Origin of the sequence: Streptomyces sp. NBC_00223 (assembly GCF_036199905.1) — a bacterium.
Lineage (GTDB): Bacteria > Actinomycetota > Actinomycetes > Streptomycetales > Streptomycetaceae > Actinacidiphila.
In genome coordinates this window covers 6,732,569-6,752,275 of record NZ_CP108109.1, presented here as the reverse complement: position 1 = coordinate 6,752,275, position 19,707 = coordinate 6,732,569, and the positions used below count along the sequence as shown (strand labels likewise).

Genomic DNA, 19,707 nt, shown 5'->3' with positions numbered 1-19,707 from the left:
CGCCGGGTGCCGCGCAGGCCCCGCGGTGACGGTGGTCCGTCGGGCGCGGGGCCTGTGCGGCGGGGGGTGCCTGTACGTGGGGGGTCGGCGCGCCGGTGGGAGGGAGCGCGTCTGTGGGGGGGCGGCGCGCCCGGTCTGCGCCGGGTCAGGCGGGGGCCGGTGTCAGCTGTTGACGCCGGCGTTGCCGAACGCGGGGTTCAGCAGGCCGATCACGTTGATCGTGTTGCCGACCACGTTGACCGGGACGTGCACCGGGACCTGGAGCAGGTTGCCGGAGAGCACGCCCGGGGACTTCACAGCGGCACCCTGGGCGCCGCTGTCGGCGGAGGCGACACCGGCACCGGCGACGGCCAGGCCGCCCGCCACGAGGGTGAGGGTCGCGGCCTTCTTGAAGGTGATCACTTCGAACTTCCTCCTTGCGGGACGTACCGCGGCCTTCCGCCGCGGCACGCCATGCAGAACGGATGATCGCCTCAGGGGATGCGCCGCCGCGCCCACATACACCCGACAGTATGAATCTCAGCCCGCCGTACGCCCGGCGTGCGCGCGTGGCAGGCGGAGTGCGCGAGGCGCTCAGGGCGTGCGCACGCCGGGCGTGGCGGGCGGTTTGCGCGAGGTGCGCGGCTGTCAGTTCCCCACCCCGTTGCGCACCGCCCACAGCGCCGCCTGGGTGCGGTCGGCGAGGTCCAGCTTCATGAGGATGTTCGAGACGTGGGTCTTCACCGTCTTCTCGGACAGCACCAGCGCGCGGGCGATCTCCCGGTTGGACCGGCCGTCGGCGATCAGCCCGAGCACTTCCCGCTCGCGCTCGGTCAGCGCGTTGCCGCGGCCGGTGCCCGGGCTCTGCTCCTGGGAGAGCAGCGCCCCGGCCACCTCGGGCTGGAGCAGTACGTGTCCGGCGTGCACCGAGCGGATCGCGTCGGCGAGCGCGACCGGGTCGACGTCCTTGTAGACGTATCCGGCGGCCCCGGCCCGCAGCGCGGGCACCACCGTGCGCTGCTCGGTGAAGCTGGTGACGATCAGCACCCTGGCCGGGTTCTCCGCGTCGTGCAGCAGCCGCAGGGCCTCGATGCCGTCGACGCCGGGCATCTTGACGTCCATCAGGATCACGTCGGGCCGCAGCTCCTGCGCGCGGGCCACGCCCTCCTCGCCGTCCCCCGCCTCGCCGACGACCTCGATGTCGCCCTGCACTTCCAGGAACGTCCGCAGGCCCCGGCGCACGACCTGGTGGTCGTCGACCAGCAGCACCCGGATGATCCGCCCGCCGCCCACCGTCGCCTTCTCCTCGGAGCGCCGCGCGCCGCCCCCGTCCCGCTCAGCCACCGGGCACCTCCATCTCGATGACGGTGCCCTTGCCGGGCGCCGATTCCACGGTCAGGCTGCCGCCGACGCCGTCGGCCCGGTCCCGCATCGAGACCAGTCCGAGGTGGCGGCCGGCGCTGCGGACCGCCGTCGGGTCGAAGCCGCGGCCGTCGTCGCGGACGCGCAGCCGTGCCCCTTTGCCGCGTCCTTCCAGGGTGACGCCGACCGAGGAGGCGTGCGCGTGCCGCAGCGCGTTGTGCATCGCCTCCTGGGCGACCCGCAGCAACGCCTCCTCCTGGGCGGCGGGCAGGGCCCGTACCGCGCAGGCGTGGAAGGTGACATCCGCGGCGTGCACGCGGTCGAGCACGTCGGCCTGGGTGCGCAGGGTGGCGAGCAGGCCGTCCTCGTCCAGGGCGGCCGGGCGCAGCTCCACCACGACGGCCCGCAGCTCGTCGGCGGCCTCGGCGGCCAGCGCGGTGACCTGGCGGATCTCCTCCTTGGCGCGGGCCGGGTCGCTGTCCACGAGGGCGGCGGCTGCCTGGGCGGTCAGCCGCAGGGAGAAGAGCTTCTGGGAGACGGCGTCGTGCAGTTCGTGGGCGATCCTGGCCCGCTCCCCCGCCAGGGTCAGCTCGCGGCTGCGTTCGTAGAGCCGGGCGTTGGTCAGGGCGATGGCGGCGTGGTCGGCGAGCAGGTGCAGCAGGTCCTCGTCCTCCTGGGTGAAGCCGCAGACGCCCGGCGCGGGCCGCTCGGCGCGGGGTTCGCCCGGCAGGGGGTCCTGCTCCGGCCGGCTTTCCCGCCGCGGGCAGCCCTCCTTGTTCGCCAGGAAGATGGCGCCCAGGATCTCGTCGCCGTCGACGATCGGCATGCCGATGAAGTCCGTCATCTCCGGGTGGGCGCGCGGCCAGCCCTCGAAGCTCTCGAAGGTGCGGACGTCGGCCAGCCGCCGCGGGGTGGCCTCGTGGAGCATCGCGGCCAGGACGCCGTGCTGGCGGGGCAGCGGGCCGATGGCCTTCCACTGCGCCTCGCTGACACCGTCGACCACGAACTGGGCGAAGCCGCCGTGGTCGTCGGGCACACCGAGGGCGGCATACTCGGCGCCGAGCAGCTCGCGGGCGGAGGCGACGATGGTCTGCAGGACCTCGCGCACCTCCAGCCGGCGGCTCATCGCGAGCACCGCGGCGCTGACCGCTTCGATCCCGCCTCGGGGTGTCCTGGGTGGCATGTCCTCCACCGTACCGGCGCGGGGTGACCGTCCGTATGCGCCGCCGGGCGGAGCGTCCTCGGCCATCGGGCCTAGGCCGAAGTGACCGCACCCCCTGCGCCGCCCGCCCGAGGCGCCCGCCGCGGACCCCTTCCTACGGTGAGACCAGTCGGTCCGGCGCTGCGCCGGGCCAGGACGCGGAGGGCGGCATCATGCCGGTTGCGATCATCACGGGGGCGTCGCGGGGTCTGGGCCGGGCGCTGGCCGCGGGTCTCGCGGAGCGCGGCTGGGACCTCGTCCTGGACGGGCGGAACGCGGACGCGCTGCGGTCGGCCGCGGCGGATCTTGAACGGGGTGCGCCGGGGCGTGTCAGGGCGGTGCCGGGCGATGTGACGGACGCCGGGCACCGGGCCGAACTGGTCGCGGCGGCGCTCGCGCTGGGCGAGGGCGTCGACCTGCTGGTGAACAACGCGAGCGCGCTGGGCGCCGAGCCGCTGGTGCCGCTGGCCGAACTGCCGGTGGAGGGGCTGCGGGAGGCGCTGGAGACCAATGTCACCGCGCCCTTCGCACTGGTGCGGGCAGCCCTTCCGGCGCTGCGTGCGGCCGAAGGCGCGGTGGTCAACGTGAGTTCGGACGCGGCGGTCGAGCCGTATCCCACATGGGGAGGGTACGGAGCGAGCAAGGCGGCGCTCGACCATCTGTCGGCGGTGCTGGCCCAGGAGGAGCCGGCGGTCCGCGTGTGGTGGGTGGACCCGGGCGATCTGCGGACGGAGCTGTACGCGGCGGCGGTCCCGGACGACCCGGACTTCGGCGGGCGGCCGCTGCCCGAGGAGGTCGTGCCGGACTTCCTGCGGCTGCTGGACGACCGGGCGCCGAGCGGCCGTTACGTCGCCGCTCCGGCCCCGGCGGAGGCGCGATGACCCCGGCGGGCACGGTGGGTACGGGTACGGGCTCCGGCGGGCTCGCTGGGCTGCGGGTGCCGCCGGAGCTGGCGGCCGCCGTGCCCCCGCCTCGCCGGGACGCGGTACGGCTGCTGGTGGGCCGCGAAGGCGGGGAGGCCGGGGCAGCCGGTGCGGTCACCCACCACGGCTTCCGCGAGCTGCCCGGGCTGCTGCGGGCCGGTGACGTGCTGGTGGTGAACACCTCGCGGACGCTGCCGGCCGCGGTGGACGGGAGGCTGGCGGGCGAGGCCGTGGTGACGCACTTCTCCACCCGCCGGGACGACGGTCGCTGGGTGGTCGAGATCCGTACGCCCGACGGGCACGGTTCTACGGTCCGCAGGGCGGGCGGGCCGGCGGGGGCGGTGGTGGAGCTGCGGGGTGGCGGAAGTCTCGTACTGGACGAACCGCTCGACCCCGGCACGGACCGGCTGTGGGTGGTGACATCCAAAGAGAGAGGTGTATTGTCGCATTTGCACCGTTACGGGCGTCCTATTCGCTATTCGTACACCGCACGCGATCAGCCACTGTCGGCATACCAGACGGTGTTCTCGGGGCCTGCGGCATCGCCGGGACATTCGCCGGACGGCATGGGGTCGGCGGAGATGCCGAGCGCCGGGCGGCCGTTCACGACGGCGCTGGTCACGGAGCTGGTCAGCCGGGGAGTGCAGATCGCGCCGATCACGCTGCACACCGGCGTGGCCTCGGCCGAGGCGGGCGAGCCACCGTACGCGGAGCCGTTCGCCGTACCCGCGAGCACCGCGTGGCAGGTCAACGCGGCACGGGCGGCCGGCGGCCGGGTGGTGGCGGTGGGCACGACCGCGGTACGGGCGCTGGAGTCGGCGGCGGACGGGCGCGGCACGGTGCGGGCGGCCCGGGGCTGGACGGAGCTGGTGATCACCCCGGAACGCGGGGTGCGCGCGGTGGACGGCCTGCTCACCGGATTCCACGAACCGGAGGCGTCCCACCTGCTGATGCTGCGGGCCCTGGCGGGCGACCGGCTCCTGGAGCGGGTCTACGCGGAGGCGCTGCGCGGCCGCTATCGCTGGCATGAATTCGGCGACGTGAATCTGCTGCTGGCCAGGCCGTGAAGCGCCTTCCCGGCATACCGCGAAAACCACGGATATAAGCGTCACATAAAGCACCCCCTCGGTCACCTCGGGTGACAGAGGGGGTACTGGCGTGTGACCTCACCTATAGGACGTGCGTCACATACTAAGCGGCTTAGTAGAATAAGGCCGCCTATTTCGCTGGCGAACAACCGGGATTCCGCCGGCACGGCCGCGGCCGATCTACGAATTCAGCTCGTAGGGACACTCATTGACCCCCGATTTCGGACCCTCTAAGAATTCTCGGGTCCCCATCGGAAGAGGTAGTCCCCCCATGCAGCTCCCCCAGATCCCGAAGTTCGGCCGACTGTCCAAGAAACACAAGATCACCGTGGCCGGCTCCGCCGCCGCGGCCGCTGTGCTCCTGACGGTCACCGGTCTGCAGGTGACCGGCGGGTCAGCGGTCGCCGAGGGCGACCCCACCGGGTTTGCCGTGTCCGCCGGTGAGCCGATCAAGAACATCGACGCGAACGCCGGCACGGCGTCGCAGCGCGCGATCGCCGAGCAGGCGGCGGCGAAGAAGCACGCGGCCGACGTGGCCGACGCCGCCGAGAAGAAGGCCGTCGCGGACGCCGCGGCCAAGAAGCAGGCGGCCGCCGACGCCGCGGCGGCGAAGAAGAAGGCGGCCAGGGAAGCGGCCGCCGCCGCCCAGCGGAAGGCCGCCGCCGACGCCCTTGAGCGCAGCAGGGCCAAGGCCGCCGCGAACCGCTCCACGCACCGCGCCACGCTCAAGCCGGCCAGCCCCAAGCCCGCACCCCGTCCCGTGCAGCCCAAGCCGGCCCCGAAGCCCGTGCAGAGCAAGCCGGTTCAGAGCAGGCCCGCACCGGCCAAGCCGGCGCCCAAGCCGGCCACCGCGGTGCCCGCCGCCAAGACGTACACCGACAACCTGGACGGCTGGATCAAGGAATCCATGGACGTCATGGCCGCCCATGGAATTCCGGGTTCGTACAACGGCATTTACCGCAACATCATCCGCGAGTCGAGCGGAAACCCGCAGGCGATCAATCTGTGGGACATCAACGCGCAGAACGGTATTCCCTCCAAGGGTCTGCTGCAGGTGATCGACCCGACGTTCCAGACGTACCACGTCGACGGAACCTCGTGGAACATCTACGACCCGGTGGCCAACATCACCGCGGCCTGCAACTACGCGTACCACCGATACGGTTCGATGGACAACGTGAACTCCGCGTACTGATCGGTCCGCGCGGTCGATTCCCGTACGGGAAAAGGGCGGTGGGACGCATTGCGTCCCACCGCCCTTTCGGCTCCGCCGGGTTGTTCCCGCCCGCGGTGACTACTTCCGCATGACTTCCGGCTCGTGCCTGCGCAGCAGACGGGCGACGACGATTCCGCACCCGACGCTCATGAGGATCAGGACCACCATGTCCAGCGTCCAGATGCCCGCGCTGTGCTTCCACAGCGCGTCGCCGTTGCTGGTCGGGTCCCACGGCAGCAGGACGTTGAGGTCCGCGGTCGCCCCCGTGCCGGCCACCGCCCAGCGGGCCGGCATCAGCCAGGACAGCTGCTCCACACCGGGCTTGCCGAAGAGCTGGAAGAGCACACCGGTGAAGACGATCTGCACGATGGCGAACATGACCAGCAGCGGCATGGTCTTCTCGGACGTCTTCACCAGGGCCGAGATGATCAGCCCGAACATCATCGAGGTGAAGCCGAACGCCATGATGACCAGGGCCATTTCCACACCGGGGTGGGTGTGCAGCACCACGCCCTCGGTGGGCAGCTTGCGCGGCGCGAAGCCGATGCCGCAGATGATCGCGCCCTGGAGGGCGGTGATCAGGCCGAGCACGATGATCTTCGACATCAGATACGCGGACCTGGACAGGCCGACCGCGCGTTCGCGCTCGTAGATCACCCGTTCCTTGATCAGCTCACGGACGGAGTTCGCGGCGCCCGCGAAACACGCGCCGACCGCGAGGATCATCAGGATGGTGCCGGCGTCCCTGTTCTGGAAGCGCGGCGCCGGGCCGAACCCGAGGCCGTTGTCGGCCGGGATCAGCACGCTGACGACACCGAGGACCGCGGGCAGGATCACCATCAGACCGATGAAGCCCCGGTCGGAGATGATCACCGACAGATAGCGGCGGACCAGCGTGAACAGCTGCGGCACCCACCCCTGTGGCTTGGGCGGCCGGACCGCCTGCTGCGGTATGTACGGGGCCGCCTGCGGCGCCGCCGCGTCCAGTTCGGCCGCGTACATCTGGTAATGCTGCGAACCGCGCCAGCGTCCCGACCAGTCGTAGTCGCGGTAGTTCTCGAACGCCGAGAAGACATCGGCCCAGGTCTCGTAGCCGAAGAAGGTCAGCGCCTCGTCCGGCGGCCCGAAGTACGCGACGGAACCGCCGGGCGCCATGACCAGCAGCTTGTCGCACAGCGCGAGTTCGGCGACGGAGTGGGTGACCACCAGGACCGTACGGCCGTCGTCGGCCAGGCCGCGCAGCAGCTTCATCACATCGCGGTCCATGCCCGGGTCGAGGCCGGAGGTCGGCTCGTCCAGGAAGATCAGCGACGGCTTGGTGAGCAGTTCGAGCGCCACGGAGACGCGCTTGCGCTGGCCGCCGGACAGGGAGGTGATCCGCTTGTCGGCGTGGATGTCGAGCTTGAGTTCGCGCAGCACCTCGTCGATCCGCGCCTCGCGCTCGGCGGACGCGGTGTCACCGGGGAAGCGGAGCTTGGCCGCGTATCGCAGGGCGGTTCTGACCTGGAGTTCCTTGTGCAGGATGTCGTCCTGCGGGACCAGGCCGATGCGCTGGCGCAGCTCGGCGAACTGCTTGTACAGATTCCGGTTGTCGTACAGCACGTCGCCCTGGTCGGCGGGGCGGTAGCCGGTCAGGGCCCGCAGCAGTGTGGACTTGCCGGAGCCGGAGGGGCCGATCACACCGATCAGCGACTTCTCCGGCACGCCGAAGGAGACGTCCTTGAGGATGGTCTTCGTCGTCTTGCCGTGCGGCACGGTGACCGACAGGCGGCGCGCGGAGAACGAGACCGCGCCGGTGTCGACGAACTCCTCCAGCCGGTCGCCGACCAGCCGGAAGGTGGAGTGGCCGACGCCGACGATGTCGTTCGGGCCCAGCAGATGACGCTGGATCGGCTGACCGTTGACGTAGGTGCCGTTGTGGCTGCCGAGGTCGACGATCTCGTAACGGCCGTCGGGGTGCGCGCGGAACTCCGCGTGGTGGCGGGAGACCTGGAGGTCGGTGACCACCAACTCGTTCTCCAGCGCGCGGCCGATCTTCATCACGCGGCCGAGGGCGAGTTGATGGAAGGTGGTCGGGCTGCGCAGGCCCGGCTGCGGCTGCTGGGCGGGGGCCTGCGGTCCCGGTTGCGGCGGTCCGCCCCAGACGGGCTGCTGCTGCGGGACCTGCGCGGGCGGCGCGCCCAAGCCGGCCCGGGCGGGAGCGGGTAGGGCCGGCGCGGCGGGGGCGCCCTGGGCGTGGCCGGCGTATATCTGCTGCTGCGGGGCCTGTTGGGCCTGCGGCGCGGCGCTGAATTCCAGCCGGGGGCCGTCGGTGGCGTTTCCGAGATGGACGGCGGAGCCGGCTCCCACCTCGGACTGCTGTATGCGTTGGCCCTGTACGAAGGTGCCGTTGGTGCTGCCGAGGTCTTCGATGACCCAACCGCGTTCGGCGGGGCGGATGGTGGCGTGCCGCCACGACACGCGCGCGTCTTCGAGGACGAGATCTCCCTGCGGGTCGCGCCCCAGGCTGTACGACCTGGACGCGTCGAGCGTCCAGGTCCTTCCGTTCATTGCGAGTACGAGTTCAGGCACCCCAAGCCCCATTGGTTGTCCCCCGAGTTGTCCCCCATGGGGGGAGTCTATGGATCACGAACATCGGGAGGAACTATCGCAGGCCCCGGTCCCGTAACGGAAAACCCTCTCATGTACGAATTCCGCGACAACATCTCCCTCCCTCCCCGCCAGAACGCAAAACGCTGCCCCTTCGCCCAGTCCAGCCGAAACCCCCGCCGCCACGGCGTGACGCGAAGCAGCGAACCCCGGCGGCCGAGGCGGGGTGGCCGAGGAAGGCGAAGCCTTCCTCCAATCCGCCGCGCCGGCGGGACGCGGGACGGCGAAGCCCGGCGGCGCCGAGCCCGGCCCTGGCTGGTGAGCCGAGATAGCGCAAGGGGGCGCAGCCCCTCACCCCCACAGACGCGAGCCGGCGGGCCGGACCGCGTACCAACCCCAGAACCCGGGGTGGCCGAGGGAGGCGAAGCCTTCCTCCAATCCGCCGCGGCGGCGGGACGCGGGACGGCGGAGTGCGGCGGTGCCGAACCGGACCCGGAGGCCGAGGGGCGGAGCCCCTCATGACCGGCCAGGGACGTCACGCTGCGTGACCGTACGTGCGGCAGTGTGAACTTTCACGGCAAGGGAACGTTGCCCGGGGGGAGCCCGCCCCGCACGAGGGCCGTGTCCGGAACGCGGGACGGAGATGATCGCGCGCCCCCGGCCGGATACCGTGGGACCCACCATGGACGACGCCTCGCAGACCCACCCCACCCCGGTCGCCGCCGACGTACCCACCCTGCTGGTCAAGATCTTCGGCAAGGACCGCCCCGGCATCACCGCCGGCCTGTTCGAGACCCTCGCCGCGTACTCCGTGGACGTCGTGGACATCGAGCAGGTCGTCACCCGCGGCCGCATAGTGCTGTGCGCCCTGGTGACCGTGCCCGGCGGCCAGGGCGCCGACGGCGAGCTGCGGGCCACCCTGCACGGCTGGGCCGAGTCGAACCAGATGCAGGCCGAGATCATCTCGGGCACCGGCGACAACCGTCCGCGCGGCGAAGGCCGCTCCCATGTGACGGTCCTCGGCCAACCGCTGACCGCCGAGTCGACCGCGGCGATAACCGCCACGATCACCGGCGCCGGCGGCAACATCGACCGCATCTTCCGGCTGGCGAAGTACCCGGTGACGGCCGTGGAGTTCGCGGTGTCCGGCGCCGAGCACACCGCGCTGCGCTCCGCGCTCGCCCGGGAGGCCGCCGCCCGAGGCGTGGACGTGGCGGTCGTACCGTCCGGGCTCCAGCGCAGGGCCCAGCGGCTGGTCGTGATGGACGTGGACTCCACCCTGATCCAGGACGAGGTGATCGAGCTGTTCGCCGCGCACGCCGGGTGCGAGGCGGAGGTCGCCGAGGTGACCGCCCGGGCGATGCGCGGCGAGCTGGACTTCGAGCAGTCGCTGCACGCCCGGGTGGCCCTGCTGGCGGGCCTCGACGTATCGGTGGTGGACAAGGTCCGCTCCGAGGTACGGCTCACCCCCGGCGCGCGCACTTTGGTCCGTACGCTCAAGCGCCTCGGCTACCAGGTCGGCGTCGTCTCCGGCGGCTTCACGCAAGTCACGGACGATCTCAAGGAGCGGCTGGGGCTGGACTTCGCCGCGGCGAACACCCTGGAGGTCGTGGACGGGCGGCTGACCGGCAAGGTCACCGGGCCGATCGTGGACCGCGCGGGCAAGGCGAGCCTGCTGCGCAGCTTCGCCCAGCTGGCCGGGGTGCCGCTGAGCCAGACCGTGGCGATCGGCGACGGCGCGAACGACCTGGACATGCTCAACGCGGCCGGGCTCGGCGTGGCCTTCAACGCCAAGCCCGTCGTACGCCAGGCGGCGGACACCGCGGTGAACGTGCCGTTCCTGGACACCGTGCTGTATCTGCTGGGCATCACCCGCGAGGAGATCGAGGCGGCCGACGAGCTGGACGGCGTACCGACCACCTGACCCGTACCGAGGCCCGGGCCGCAGGAAGCTTTCGCCTCCCGCGCCGCCGGGCCGACGTCATGCCTCGTGCGGCCCCCAGAAGGAGGTCAGCGTGGCGACCCCGTGCTCGACGGACTTCCAGGAGCCGGAGAAGGTCAGGACGGCGAAGGCCGCGGTGGGGAATCCGGCCCGGTTCATCCGGACCGGCGCGTCCCCCTCGGCGGAGCCGGCCAGCGCGTCGGCGAGCGCGTGCATCCCGGGGTTGTGGCCGACCAGCAGCAGCGAGCCGATCTCGTCGGGGGTCTCGGTCACCAGGGCGATCAGCTCGCCGAGGCTCGCCTCGTAAAGCCGCTCCTCGTAGACCGTCTTGGGCCGGTGCGGCAGTTCGTGGGCGACGAGTTTCCAGGTCTCACGGGTACGGGCGGCGGTGGAGCACAGGGCGAGGTCGGGGCTGATGCCGTCGTCGATGAAGCGGCGGCCGACCGCGGGGGCGTCATGGCGGCCCCGGTCGGCCAGCGGCCGCTCGTGATCGGGGACGGACGGCCAGTCGGCCTTGGCGTGCCGGAGCAGGACGATGGTGCGGGTCGAATCGGCGGTCATACCCCTCAGCTTTCCAGAAAACCGGCGGTCAGGCGCGGGATGGCCGCTGTCCTCGTGGGGTTGCGGGGGCTGCTGGGCCGAGGGTCACGGCAGGTGGTGCACGAGGTCCGTCAGCACCGTCACCATCCGGCCGAGCAGATCGGCGCCGGAGGCGGCGGTGTCGGCCTGGGCGGACCCGCCGCTGAGCAGCGCGAGCAGGGCGGCGAAGGCGACGGCGGGCAGCGCGACGGCCCACCACGGCAGCCGGGTCTGCACGCCGGCCGGCGGCGCGGAAGAGGTGCCGCCTTCGGAGCCGGCCGGGGCCGCGGAAACGGTCCGGGCCGGACCGGCCTGCCGGACCTGGCGGGCCTGCCGCGTCTGCGCCTGCCGCGTCTGCCGGGAGTAGAGGTGCGGGGACTGCGTGGTCACGGTGACCGCCTCCGTGGTGGACCGTCGAAGTGCCTTGTGTCTGAATGCACTTCGACGCTACGGGGAGGCGGCGGCCGGTCCCATCCGGCCGTCCACCCACTCGACCCTGACCCTGACCCCCTAGGGATGGTGGGGTTGTCCCCACCCCCGGCTCGGGGTCGGCGCCGGGCGGGCGGCCCGCGGGAGGCGGCTAACCCATGCGGGCGGCGAACGTGGCGATCACCGCGACGAGCGCGGGCACACCGAGCATCAGGCCGAGGAGGATCAGCAGCCGGCGCTGGCTCTGCGGGGGGTTCGGTTCGAGAACGGGCATGGCGTCAGTCTCCCACCGCCCGTACGGCGGCCCGCACGCGGGTCACAGTTCGTCCTCGATGTACCGGTTGCGGCCGGCCAGCACGCCGCAGACGATCTGCGGCACCATCAGCGCGGCCATCAGGGCGATCGGCAGCCCCCAGCCGCCGCTGGCCTGGTTGAGCGCGCCGACCAGGATCGGCCCGGGTATGGAGATCAGATAACCGGTGCTCTGGGTGAACGCCGACAGCCGTACGACCCCGGCGCCGGAGCGCGACCGCATCCCGATCATCGTCAGCGCCAGCGGGAAGGAGCAGTTGGCGATCCCGAGCAGCAGCGCCCAGGCCCAGGGCGCGGCGGCGGGCGCGGCCCACAGGCCCGCGTACCCGGCCAGCCCGAAGGCGCCCAGGATCACGACGAGCGGCCCTTGGGCGCGCATCCTGGCGGCGAGCGGCGGCAGCACGAAGGAGAGCGGCACGCCCATGACCATGGTGATCGCGAGCAGCAGCCCGGCCCGGTCGGCGGAGATCCCGGCGTCCCGGAAGATCTGCGGCATCCAGCCCATGGTGATGTACGCGGCGGTGGCCTGGAGCCCGAAGAAGCCGGCCATCGTCCAGGCGGTACGGCTGCGGGTGATCCGGCCGTCCTCGCCGTCCCGCGCGGCCGGCGCCAGGTGCGGGGCCGGGGCGGCGGGGGCCGGGCCCACCCGGTCGCGTACCAGGGGCAGCCACGGCAGTACGGCGACGGCGGCGAGCGCCGCCCACATGCCCAGGCCGAGCCGCCAACTGTGGCCCATGGCGTCGGTGAGCGGCACGGTGACGGCGGCGGCCAGGGCGGTGCCGAGCGACAGCGCCATCGAGTACAGGCCGGTCACGGCGCCGACCCGGTGCGGGAAGTAGCGCTTGACGATGACCGGCATCAGCACGTTGGAGACGGCGATGCCGGCCAGCGCGAGGGTGCTCATGGCGAGGAAGACGGCGGCGCCGCCGGCGAGCGGGCGCAGCGCGAGGCCCGCGGTGATGGCGACCATGCCGGCGCAGATGACGGCTCCGGGGCCGTAGCGGCGGGCCAGCCGGGGCGCGGCGAAGCCGAAGAGCGCGAAGCAGAAGGAGGGCACGGAGGTGAGCAGCCCGGCCATGGTGCCGCTCATGCCGAGGCCGTCGCGCACCTCCTTCAGGAGGGCGCCGAGGCTGGTGATGCCCGGGCGGAGGTTGACGGCGGCGAGGAGCAGGCCGGTGACGACGACACGGCGCACCCAGGGTGCGGGGTCGCGCCTCCCGCGTGCCGGGGGGTTCGCGGGGTTCGCGGGAGCCGTGGGGACGGGGTCGGCGGGGGTCGTCGCCGGGTCGAGGGCGAGGGATTCGTCGTGGCGCATCCACCCATCATAGAATGATGGGATGAATCTCGGACCCATGCCCCGTTCCGCCACCCTCGCCGATCAGGTCATCGCCCGACTGCGGGCGGAGATCACCTCGGGGGCCTGGCCCGTGGGCTTCCGCATCCCCACAGAACCCGAGCTGGTCGACCGGCTCGGGGTGGCCCGCAACACCGTCCGCGAGGCGGTACGGGCGCTCGCGCACAACGGACTGCTGGACATCCGGCAGGGCTCGGGCACGTATGTGGTCGCGACCAGTGAGCTGGCCGGGGTGATGCAGCGGAGGTTCGCGGACGCGGACCCGCTGCACGTGGCGGAGCTGCGCGGCTCGCTGGAGGCGACGGCCGCCGCGCTGGCTGCGGAGCGCCGGGGGGAGGAGGAGCTGCGGCACCTCGACGCGCTGCTGGAGCGGCGCGAGCGGGCCTGGGACTCCGGGGACGCGCACGCCTTCGTCGAGGCGGACGCGACGCTGCATCTCGCGGTGGTCGCCGCCTCGCACAACGATGTGCTCACCGAGCTGTACGCGGACCTGGGCGCGGTGCTGCGGGACTTCCTGCACGCGGACGTCGGGCCGGAGCTGCGGCCCGAGGACCATGTGGACCACGCGCGTCTGGTCGCCGCGATCCGCGCCGCCGATCCGGTCCGCGCGGCGGCGGAGGCCCGGGAGCACGCCTTCTCCTGCCGCTTCACCGCGTCCCCGCAGTGACGTCGAAGCGCCTCGCGTCCATGGACGCGAGGCGCTTCAACCCCGTCTCGGCTGCCGCCCTGGCGGGCCTCCCGGGCATCGGACGGCCGGCCGGGCTCCGTCCGGCAACAGGCTCACCGCCCAGCGCGAGCGTTACGCCCCGACGGCGTGCAGGCCGCCGTCGACGTGGATGATCTCGCCCGTCGACCCCGTCTCCATCGCCGCCCTCACACCCCTCGGCCCTGACGGGCCTCCCGGGCATCGGACGGCCGGCCGGACTCCGTCCGACAACAGGCAAACCGCCCAGCGCGAGCGTTACGCCCCGATGGCGTGCAGACCGCCGTCGACGTGGATGATCTCGCCCGTAGTCTTGGGGAACCAGTCGGAGAGCAGGGCGACGACGCCGCGGCCGGCCGGCTCGGGGTCGCTGATGTCCCACTCCAGCGGGGAGCGGTGGTTCCAGACGTCGGACAGCTCACCGAACCCCGGGATGGACTTCGCGGCCATGGAGCCGATCGGCCCCGCCGAGATCAGGTTGCAGCGCACGTTCTGCTTGCCCAGGTCGCGCGCGATGTAGCGGGACGTCGCTTCGAGCGCGGCCTTGGCCGGGCCCATCCAGTCGTACTGCGGCCACGCGTACCGCGCGTCGAAGGTGAGGCCGACGACCGAGCCGCCGTTCTCCATGAGCGGCAGGCACGCCATGGTGAGGGACTTCAGGGAGTACGCCGAGACGTGCATCGCGGTGGCGACGGACTCGAAGGGCGTGTTGAGGAAGTTGCCGCCGAGCGCGTCCTGGGGCGCGAACCCGATGGAGTGCACGACGCCGTCGAGCGTGCCGAGTTCGTCGCGTACGACGTCGGTGAGCCGCCCGAGGTGCTCGCCGTTGGTGACGTCCAGCTCGATGACCTTGACCGGCTTCGGCAGCTTCCTCGCGATGCGCTCGGTCAGCGTGGGCCGGGGGAAGGCGGTCAGGATGATCTCGGCGCCCTGCTCCTGGGCCAGCTTGGCGGTGTGGAAGGCGATGGAGGACTCCATCAGCACACCCGTGATGAGGACGCGCTTGCCGTCGAGGATTCCGCTCATGGTGATCAGTGACCCATGCCCAATCCGCCGTCAACGGGGATGACGGCTCCAGTGATGTACGAGGCGTCGTCGGACGCGAGGAAGCGCACGGCCGCGGCGATCTCCTCCGGGCGCGCGTAGCGACCGAGCGGCACCTGGGCGACGATACCCGCGCGCTGCTCGTCGGTGAGGACGCGCGTCATGTCGGTGTCCACGAAGCCGGGGGCCACGACGTTGAAGGTGATGTTGCGGGAGCCCAGCTCGCGGGCGAGCGAGCGGGCGAAGCCGACCAGACCGGCCTTGGAGGCGGCGTAGTTGGCCTGCCCGGCGGAGCCCAGCAGGCCCACCACGGACGAGATCAGGACGACCCGGCCCTTCTTGGCCCGCAGCATCCCGCGGTTGGCGCGCTTGACCACCCGGAACGTACCGGTGAGGTTGGTGTCGAGGACGGAGGTGAAGTCCTCCTCGGACATGCGCATGAGCAGCTGGTCGCGGGTGATGCCGGCGTTGGCGACCAGTACCTCGACGGAGCCGTTCTTCTCCTCGATCTCCTTGTACGCCTGCTCGACCTGCTCGGTGTCGGTGATGTCGCACCGCACGGCCAGGACACCGAGTTCCACGAGGTCGGCGGGCGGTTCGCCCGAGCGGTAGGTGATGGCGACCTTGTCGCCCGCGTCGGCGAAAGCCCGGGCGATGGCGAGGCCGATGCCCCGGTTTCCTCCGGTGACGAGAACCGAGCGGCTCAACGGATCACTCTTTCCCTAGGACGTGAGTTTCTCCGTGAAAAGCTATCGGTCCCGGCACCGTTCCGGGGAATCGGCCCCGACAGGCTGCTCCCGTGGACCCTGTGGGTTTCCTACAGTGGACGGGGGCGGCCGGGCGTCATCCCTTCATACGCGCGGTGGCCCGGCGGCGGCTGTAGACGAGCAGGCCGACGGTGCCGGCGGCCAGTACCGCGCTGCCGGAAAGCGCGGTCTCCAGGGTGCTGCTGCTGGCGGCCACATTGCTGGTCGCGAGGTCGCCGGTGGTGGAGGTGACGGCCTGGTCACCGCCGTGTCCGTGGTGGACGACCGTCGACTTGGCCTCACCGGCGACGATCTGCGCGTCGGTGGGGGCCTTGGCGATGTCCGCGGTGGCGGCCTTCGCCGCCTGGGCGGTCTGTCCGAAGACGACATCCGCGCAGCCGTAGAAGGCCTCGGGGCTGTCGTTGCGCTGCCAGACCTGGTAGATCAGCTGCCGGCCGGTCCTGGCGGGCAGATTGGCGGTGAAGGAGTAGTAGCCGGGGGCGGTCACGGCGGTGTCGTAGACCGCGATCGGGGTGGTGTCCAGGTCCGACCACTTCAGCGGCTGCGTGGGGCTGTAGCCCTGCTTGGTGATGTACAGGGTCATCGTGCCGCGGTGGGGGGCGGTGACCTTGAACTGGACGTTGGTGGACCCGGCGGTGACCGGCGTGGCCGGCCAGTCGGTACGGGCCATGTCGAGGGCCTTGTACTTGTCGCGGTTGGCCGAGCAGAGGTGGCCGTCGGGGATGATCTGACGGCTCTGTCCGTCGGCGTTGGCGATGTTGACCTCGTTCCAGTCGTAGAGCGGCTGGGTGCCGCTCATGGCGACGAGGTCCTTGCACACCTGGGACTGGGGGTGTTCCGGTCCTTCGGCGTAGCAGGCGGCGATGCGGCTGACGGGCGTGCTCAACGCCCCGTGCGCGCTGGCCGTTCCGGGCGTGAGCCCGGCGACCACCAGGGTCACGGCCCCAACGGCCCCGACCGCGGCGGCTTTGCGACGAACTGACATGTGGGGGTGCTCCTTGTCGGGCATACGTTGTTGCTGTACTGACAAGAAAGGGCGGCACCCCGAGCATAGGGATTGGTCTGGACCAGACTCAAGGGGTATGGCCGTATTACCGCATGACAAACCGTCGAACGGGGGAGCCGGAGTTATCCACAGGCCGGGCAAATGTCCGCGCCGGGAGTCACGACGACATGATTCACTGCGAAGACGCAGAGCGAAGGGAAGTTCGTCGTGCCTCATGAGGTCGATCAGTCATTCCTGGCGTTGCCGCTGAGGGCACTCGCCGATGCCGCCCTGGCGCGTGCGCGTGCGTTGGGCGTGCAGCACGCGGACTTCCGGCTGGAGCGGGTGCGCAGCGCGTCCTGGCGGTTGCGGGACGCCCGGCCGGCCGGGAGTTCGGACACCACCGACCTCGGGTATGCCGTGCGGGTGGTGCACGGCGGGGCCTGGGGGTTCGCCTCCGGGGTCGATCTGACGATGGACGCGGCGGCGAAGGTGGCCGCGCAGGCGGTGGCGATGGCCAAGCTGTCCGCGAAGGTCATCACGGCCGCCGGGTCCGACGAGAGGGTGGAGCTGGCCGACGAGCCGGTGCACGCCGACCGGACCTGGGTCTCGTCGTACGGGACCAACCCGTTCGACGTGCCCGACGCCGAGAAGACCGCGCTGCTCGCCGAGTGGAGCAGCCGGCTGCTCGCCGCCGAGGGCGTCTCCCACGCGGACGCCTCGCTGCTGACCGTGCAGGAGAACAAGTTCTACGCGGACACCGCGGGCACCACGACCACCCAGCAGCGGGTCCGGCTGCACCCGGTGCTCAACGCGGTGGCCGTCGACCCGGACAGCGGCGGCTTCGACTCGATGCGCACCCTCGCCCCGCCGGTCGGCCGCGGCTGGGAGTATCTGACCGGCACCGGCTGGGACTGGGACGGCGAACTGGCCCGTATCCCGGAGCTGCTGGCCGAGAAGATGCGCGCGCCCTCGGTCGAGGCGGGCACGTACGACCTGGTGGTCGACCCGTCGAATCTGTGGCTGACGATCCACGAGTCGATCGGCCACGCCACCGAGCTGGACCGCGCGCTGGGGTACGAGGCGGCGTACGCGGGCACCTCCTTCGCGACCTTCGACCAGCTCGGCACGCTGAAGTACGGGTCCGCGCTGCTGAACGTCACCGGTGACCGCACGGCAGAACACGGCCTGGCCACCGTCGGGTTCGACGACGAGGGCGTGGAAGGCCAGTCCTGGGACCTGGTCAGGGACGGGGTGCTGGTCGGCTACCAGCTGGACCGCCGGATCGCCCGGCTCACCGGCTTCGAGCGGTCCAACGGCTGCGCGTACGCGGACTCGCCCGGCCATGTGCCGGTGCAGCGCATGGCGAACGTGTCGCTGCGGGCGGCGCCCGACGGGCCCTCGACGCAGGAGCTGATCGCCGGGGTGGAGCGCGGGATCTATGTGGTCGGCGACCGGTCCTGGTCGATCGACATGCAGCGCTACAACTTCCAGTTCACCGGGCAGCGCTTCTTCCGGATCGAGCACGGCAGACTCGCGGGCCAGCTCAAGGACGTCGCCTATCAGGCGACCACCACCGACTTCTGGGGCTCGATGGAAGCCGTCGGCGGCCCGCAGACCTATGTGCTCGGCGGCGCGTTCAACTGCGGCAAGGCCCAGCCGGGCCAGGTGGCGGCGGTCAGCCACGGCTGCCCCTCGGCGCTCTTCCGCGGCGTCAGCATTCTCAACACCACGCAGGAGGCCGGGCGTTGATCAGCCACGCAGGCCAGGCCGGCGGCCTGACGGCGACCGGTGACCGGCACACTCGCCGCCCGGGCGGAGAAGCGAATGGAGACAGAGGATGAGCCGTACGACCAAGCCGCACGAGATCGTCGAGCGGGCCCTCGACCTGTCCCGGGCGGACGGCTGCGTGGTGATCGCCGACGAGGAGTCCAGCGCCAATCTGCGCTGGGCGGGCAACGCGCTGACCACCAACGGCGTCACCCGGGGCCGTACGCTCACGGTGATCGCCACGATCGACGGCGGGAAGGGCGCCGCCTCGGGTGTGGTGTCGCGCTCGGCGGTGACCGCGGACGAGTTGGAGCCGCTGATCCGGGCGGCCGAGGCGGCGGCCCGGGAGGCGGGCCCCGCGGAGGACGCCCAGCCGCTGGTGTCCGGAGTGCCGCGGTCGGCCGCCTTCACCGAGCCGCCCGCCGAGACCGGCTCCGAGGTGTTCGCGTCCTTCGCACCCGCGCTCGGTGAGGCGTTCGCCACGGCCAAGGCGGGCGGCCGGGAGCTGTACGGCTTCGCCCACCACACGGTCACCTCGACGTATCTGGGCACCTCGACCGGGCTGCGGCTGCGCCACGACCAGCCCACCGGCACCCTTGAGGTCAACGCGAAGTCGCCCGACCGTACGAAGTCGGCCTGGTCGGGCACCTCCACCCGGGACTTCACCGATGTCGACCCGCGCGCGCTCGACGCGGATCTGGCCCGCCGGCTGACCTGGGCGGAGCGGCAGGTGGAGCTGCCGGCCGGCCGCTACGAGACGCTGCTGCCGCCGACGGCCGTCGCCGACCTGCTGATCTACCAGCTGTGGTCGTCCGGCGCCCGCGACGCGGCCGAGGGCCGTACGGTCTTCAGCAAGACGGGCGGCGGGACCCGGCTCGGCGAGCGGTTGAGCGCGCTGCCGCTGACCCTGCGCAGCGACCCGAACGAACCGGGCCTGGAGTCGGCGCCCTTCGTGATCGCGCACTCCTCGGACGACGACTCGTCGGTGTTCGACAACGGGCTGCCGATCGGCCCGGTGGACTGGGTGCGCGAGGGCGCCCTCCACCAGCTGAGCACCACCCGGCACAGCGCGGGCCTGACCGGGGTGCCGGTCGCGCCCGCCGGGGACAACCTGATCCTGGACGGCGGCGGCGGGGCCACGCTGGACGAGATGGTCGCGGCCACCGAGCGCGGACTGCTGCTGACCTGCCTGTGGTACATCCGTGAGGTCGACCCGGCCACCCTGCTGCTCACCGGCCTGACCCGGGACGGCGTCTACCTGGTGGAGAACGGCGAGGTGACAGGCGCGGTGAACAACTTCCGCTTCAACGAGTCGCCGGTCGACGTGCTGGGCCGGGCGACGGAGGCGGGCCGCACCGAGCGGACGCTGCCGCGCGAGTGGAGCGACTGGTTCACCCGGGCGGCGGCGCCGGCGCTGCGGATCCCGGACTTCAACATGAGCTCGGTCAGCAAGGGGGTCTGACA

At 71.9% G+C, this 19,707-nt stretch carries 18 protein-coding genes; 7 read left to right on the top strand and 11 right to left on the bottom strand.

Annotated features, from left to right (window positions below; all coding sequences use genetic code 11):
* Positions 1-162 precede the first annotated feature (162 nt).
* The 3 genes from OHA30_RS28825 to OHA30_RS28815 all read right to left on the bottom strand — a co-directional run bounded on the left by OHA30_RS28825 (position 163) and on the right by OHA30_RS28815 (position 2,524).
* Positions 163-402: a chaplin gene (locus OHA30_RS28825; RefSeq protein WP_328916796.1), complete on the bottom strand. Its 240-nt coding sequence runs from the start codon at positions 400-402 to the stop codon at positions 163-165.
* Between the two features lie 225 nt (positions 403-627).
* Positions 628-1,272 (bottom strand): response regulator transcription factor, encoded by a 645-nt coding sequence (locus tag OHA30_RS28820; RefSeq protein ID WP_328918036.1) that lies wholly within the window; start codon positions 1,270-1,272, stop codon positions 628-630.
* A gap of 43 nt (positions 1,273-1,315) precedes the next feature.
* Positions 1,316-2,524 carry a GAF domain-containing sensor histidine kinase gene (locus tag OHA30_RS28815; protein WP_328916795.1) on the bottom strand — a complete coding sequence of 403 codons (1,209 nt, stop codon included), beginning with the start codon at positions 2,522-2,524 and terminating at the stop codon, positions 1,316-1,318.
* Positions 2,525-2,715: 191 nt separating this feature from the next.
* Here OHA30_RS28815 and OHA30_RS28810 point away from each other — a divergent pair, with 191 nt between their 5' ends.
* The 3 genes from OHA30_RS28810 to OHA30_RS28800 all read left to right on the top strand — a co-directional run bounded on the left by OHA30_RS28810 (position 2,716) and on the right by OHA30_RS28800 (position 5,748).
* A complete protein-coding gene (locus OHA30_RS28810) occupies positions 2,716-3,423 on the top strand; it encodes an SDR family NAD(P)-dependent oxidoreductase (protein WP_328916794.1) in 708 nt (235 codons plus the stop codon).
* Entirely contained in the window at positions 3,420-4,532 is a 1,113-nt protein-coding gene (locus OHA30_RS28805) for an S-adenosylmethionine:tRNA ribosyltransferase-isomerase (protein ID WP_328916793.1), read from the top strand. Before OHA30_RS28810 ends, OHA30_RS28805 begins: the two co-directional genes overlap by 4 nt.
* 292 nt (positions 4,533-4,824) lie before the next feature.
* Positions 4,825-5,748: a transglycosylase SLT domain-containing protein gene (locus OHA30_RS28800; protein ID WP_328916792.1), complete on the top strand. Its 924-nt coding sequence runs from the start codon at positions 4,825-4,827 to the stop codon at positions 5,746-5,748.
* A 99-nt stretch (positions 5,749-5,847) separates the two neighbouring features.
* Here the strand turns inward: OHA30_RS28800 and OHA30_RS28795 are convergent, their stop codons facing one another.
* Complete coding sequence (locus tag OHA30_RS28795; protein WP_328916791.1) at positions 5,848-8,352, bottom strand: FHA domain-containing protein; 2,505 nt, start codon at positions 8,350-8,352, stop codon at positions 5,848-5,850.
* Positions 8,353-9,040: 688 nt separating this feature from the next.
* Between OHA30_RS28795 and serB the strand changes: the two genes are divergently transcribed.
* The gene (serB, locus tag OHA30_RS28790) at positions 9,041-10,282 is read left to right on the top strand and encodes a phosphoserine phosphatase SerB (RefSeq protein ID WP_328916790.1); all 1,242 of its coding nucleotides are present in this window, start codon (positions 9,041-9,043) and stop codon (positions 10,280-10,282) included.
* Between the two features lie 57 nt (positions 10,283-10,339).
* Here the strand turns inward: serB and OHA30_RS28785 are convergent, their stop codons facing one another.
* The 4 genes from OHA30_RS28785 to OHA30_RS28770 all read right to left on the bottom strand — a co-directional run bounded on the left by OHA30_RS28785 (position 10,340) and on the right by OHA30_RS28770 (position 12,935).
* On the bottom strand, positions 10,340-10,861 hold the full coding sequence (locus tag OHA30_RS28785) for a SixA phosphatase family protein (protein ID WP_328916789.1): 522 nt from the start codon (positions 10,859-10,861) through the stop codon (positions 10,340-10,342).
* An 84-nt stretch (positions 10,862-10,945) separates the two neighbouring features.
* Positions 10,946-11,269: a hypothetical protein gene (locus OHA30_RS28780; RefSeq protein WP_328918112.1), complete on the bottom strand. Its 324-nt coding sequence runs from the start codon at positions 11,267-11,269 to the stop codon at positions 10,946-10,948.
* 190 nt (positions 11,270-11,459) lie between these two features.
* Complete coding sequence (locus OHA30_RS28775; protein ID WP_328916788.1) at positions 11,460-11,582, bottom strand: SGM_5486 family transporter-associated protein; 123 nt, start codon at positions 11,580-11,582, stop codon at positions 11,460-11,462.
* A gap of 42 nt (positions 11,583-11,624) precedes the next feature.
* Entirely contained in the window at positions 11,625-12,935 is a 1,311-nt protein-coding gene (locus OHA30_RS28770; RefSeq protein WP_328916787.1) for a CynX/NimT family MFS transporter, read from the bottom strand.
* A 22-nt stretch (positions 12,936-12,957) separates the two neighbouring features.
* Between OHA30_RS28770 and OHA30_RS28765 the strand changes: the two genes are divergently transcribed.
* Positions 12,958-13,641 (top strand): FadR/GntR family transcriptional regulator, encoded by a 684-nt coding sequence (locus tag OHA30_RS28765; RefSeq protein ID WP_328916786.1) that lies wholly within the window; start codon positions 12,958-12,960, stop codon positions 13,639-13,641.
* Positions 13,642-13,935: 294 nt separating this feature from the next.
* On the opposite strand, the gene fabI is transcribed toward OHA30_RS28765, so the two are convergent.
* The 3 genes from fabI to OHA30_RS28750 all read right to left on the bottom strand — a co-directional run bounded on the left by fabI (position 13,936) and on the right by OHA30_RS28750 (position 16,473).
* Positions 13,936-14,703: an enoyl-ACP reductase FabI gene (gene fabI, locus OHA30_RS28760; RefSeq protein WP_328916785.1), complete on the bottom strand. Its 768-nt coding sequence runs from the start codon at positions 14,701-14,703 to the stop codon at positions 13,936-13,938.
* A gap of 5 nt (positions 14,704-14,708) precedes the next feature.
* Positions 14,709-15,428, bottom strand: a complete 720-nt coding sequence (gene fabG, locus OHA30_RS28755; protein ID WP_328916784.1) for a 3-oxoacyl-[acyl-carrier-protein] reductase — start codon at positions 15,426-15,428, stop codon at positions 14,709-14,711.
* 136 nt (positions 15,429-15,564) lie between these two features.
* Complete coding sequence (locus OHA30_RS28750; protein ID WP_328916783.1) at positions 15,565-16,473, bottom strand: lytic polysaccharide monooxygenase auxiliary activity family 9 protein; 909 nt, start codon at positions 16,471-16,473, stop codon at positions 15,565-15,567.
* A 228-nt stretch (positions 16,474-16,701) separates the two neighbouring features.
* Here OHA30_RS28750 and OHA30_RS28745 point away from each other — a divergent pair, with 228 nt between their 5' ends.
* On the top strand, positions 16,702-18,225 hold the full coding sequence (locus tag OHA30_RS28745) for a TldD/PmbA family protein (RefSeq protein ID WP_328916782.1): 1,524 nt from the start codon (positions 16,702-16,704) through the stop codon (positions 18,223-18,225).
* Between the two features lie 88 nt (positions 18,226-18,313).
* Positions 18,314-19,705: a metallopeptidase TldD-related protein gene (locus OHA30_RS28740; protein WP_328916781.1), complete on the top strand. Its 1,392-nt coding sequence runs from the start codon at positions 18,314-18,316 to the stop codon at positions 19,703-19,705.
* Positions 19,706-19,707: the final 2 nt, after the last annotated feature.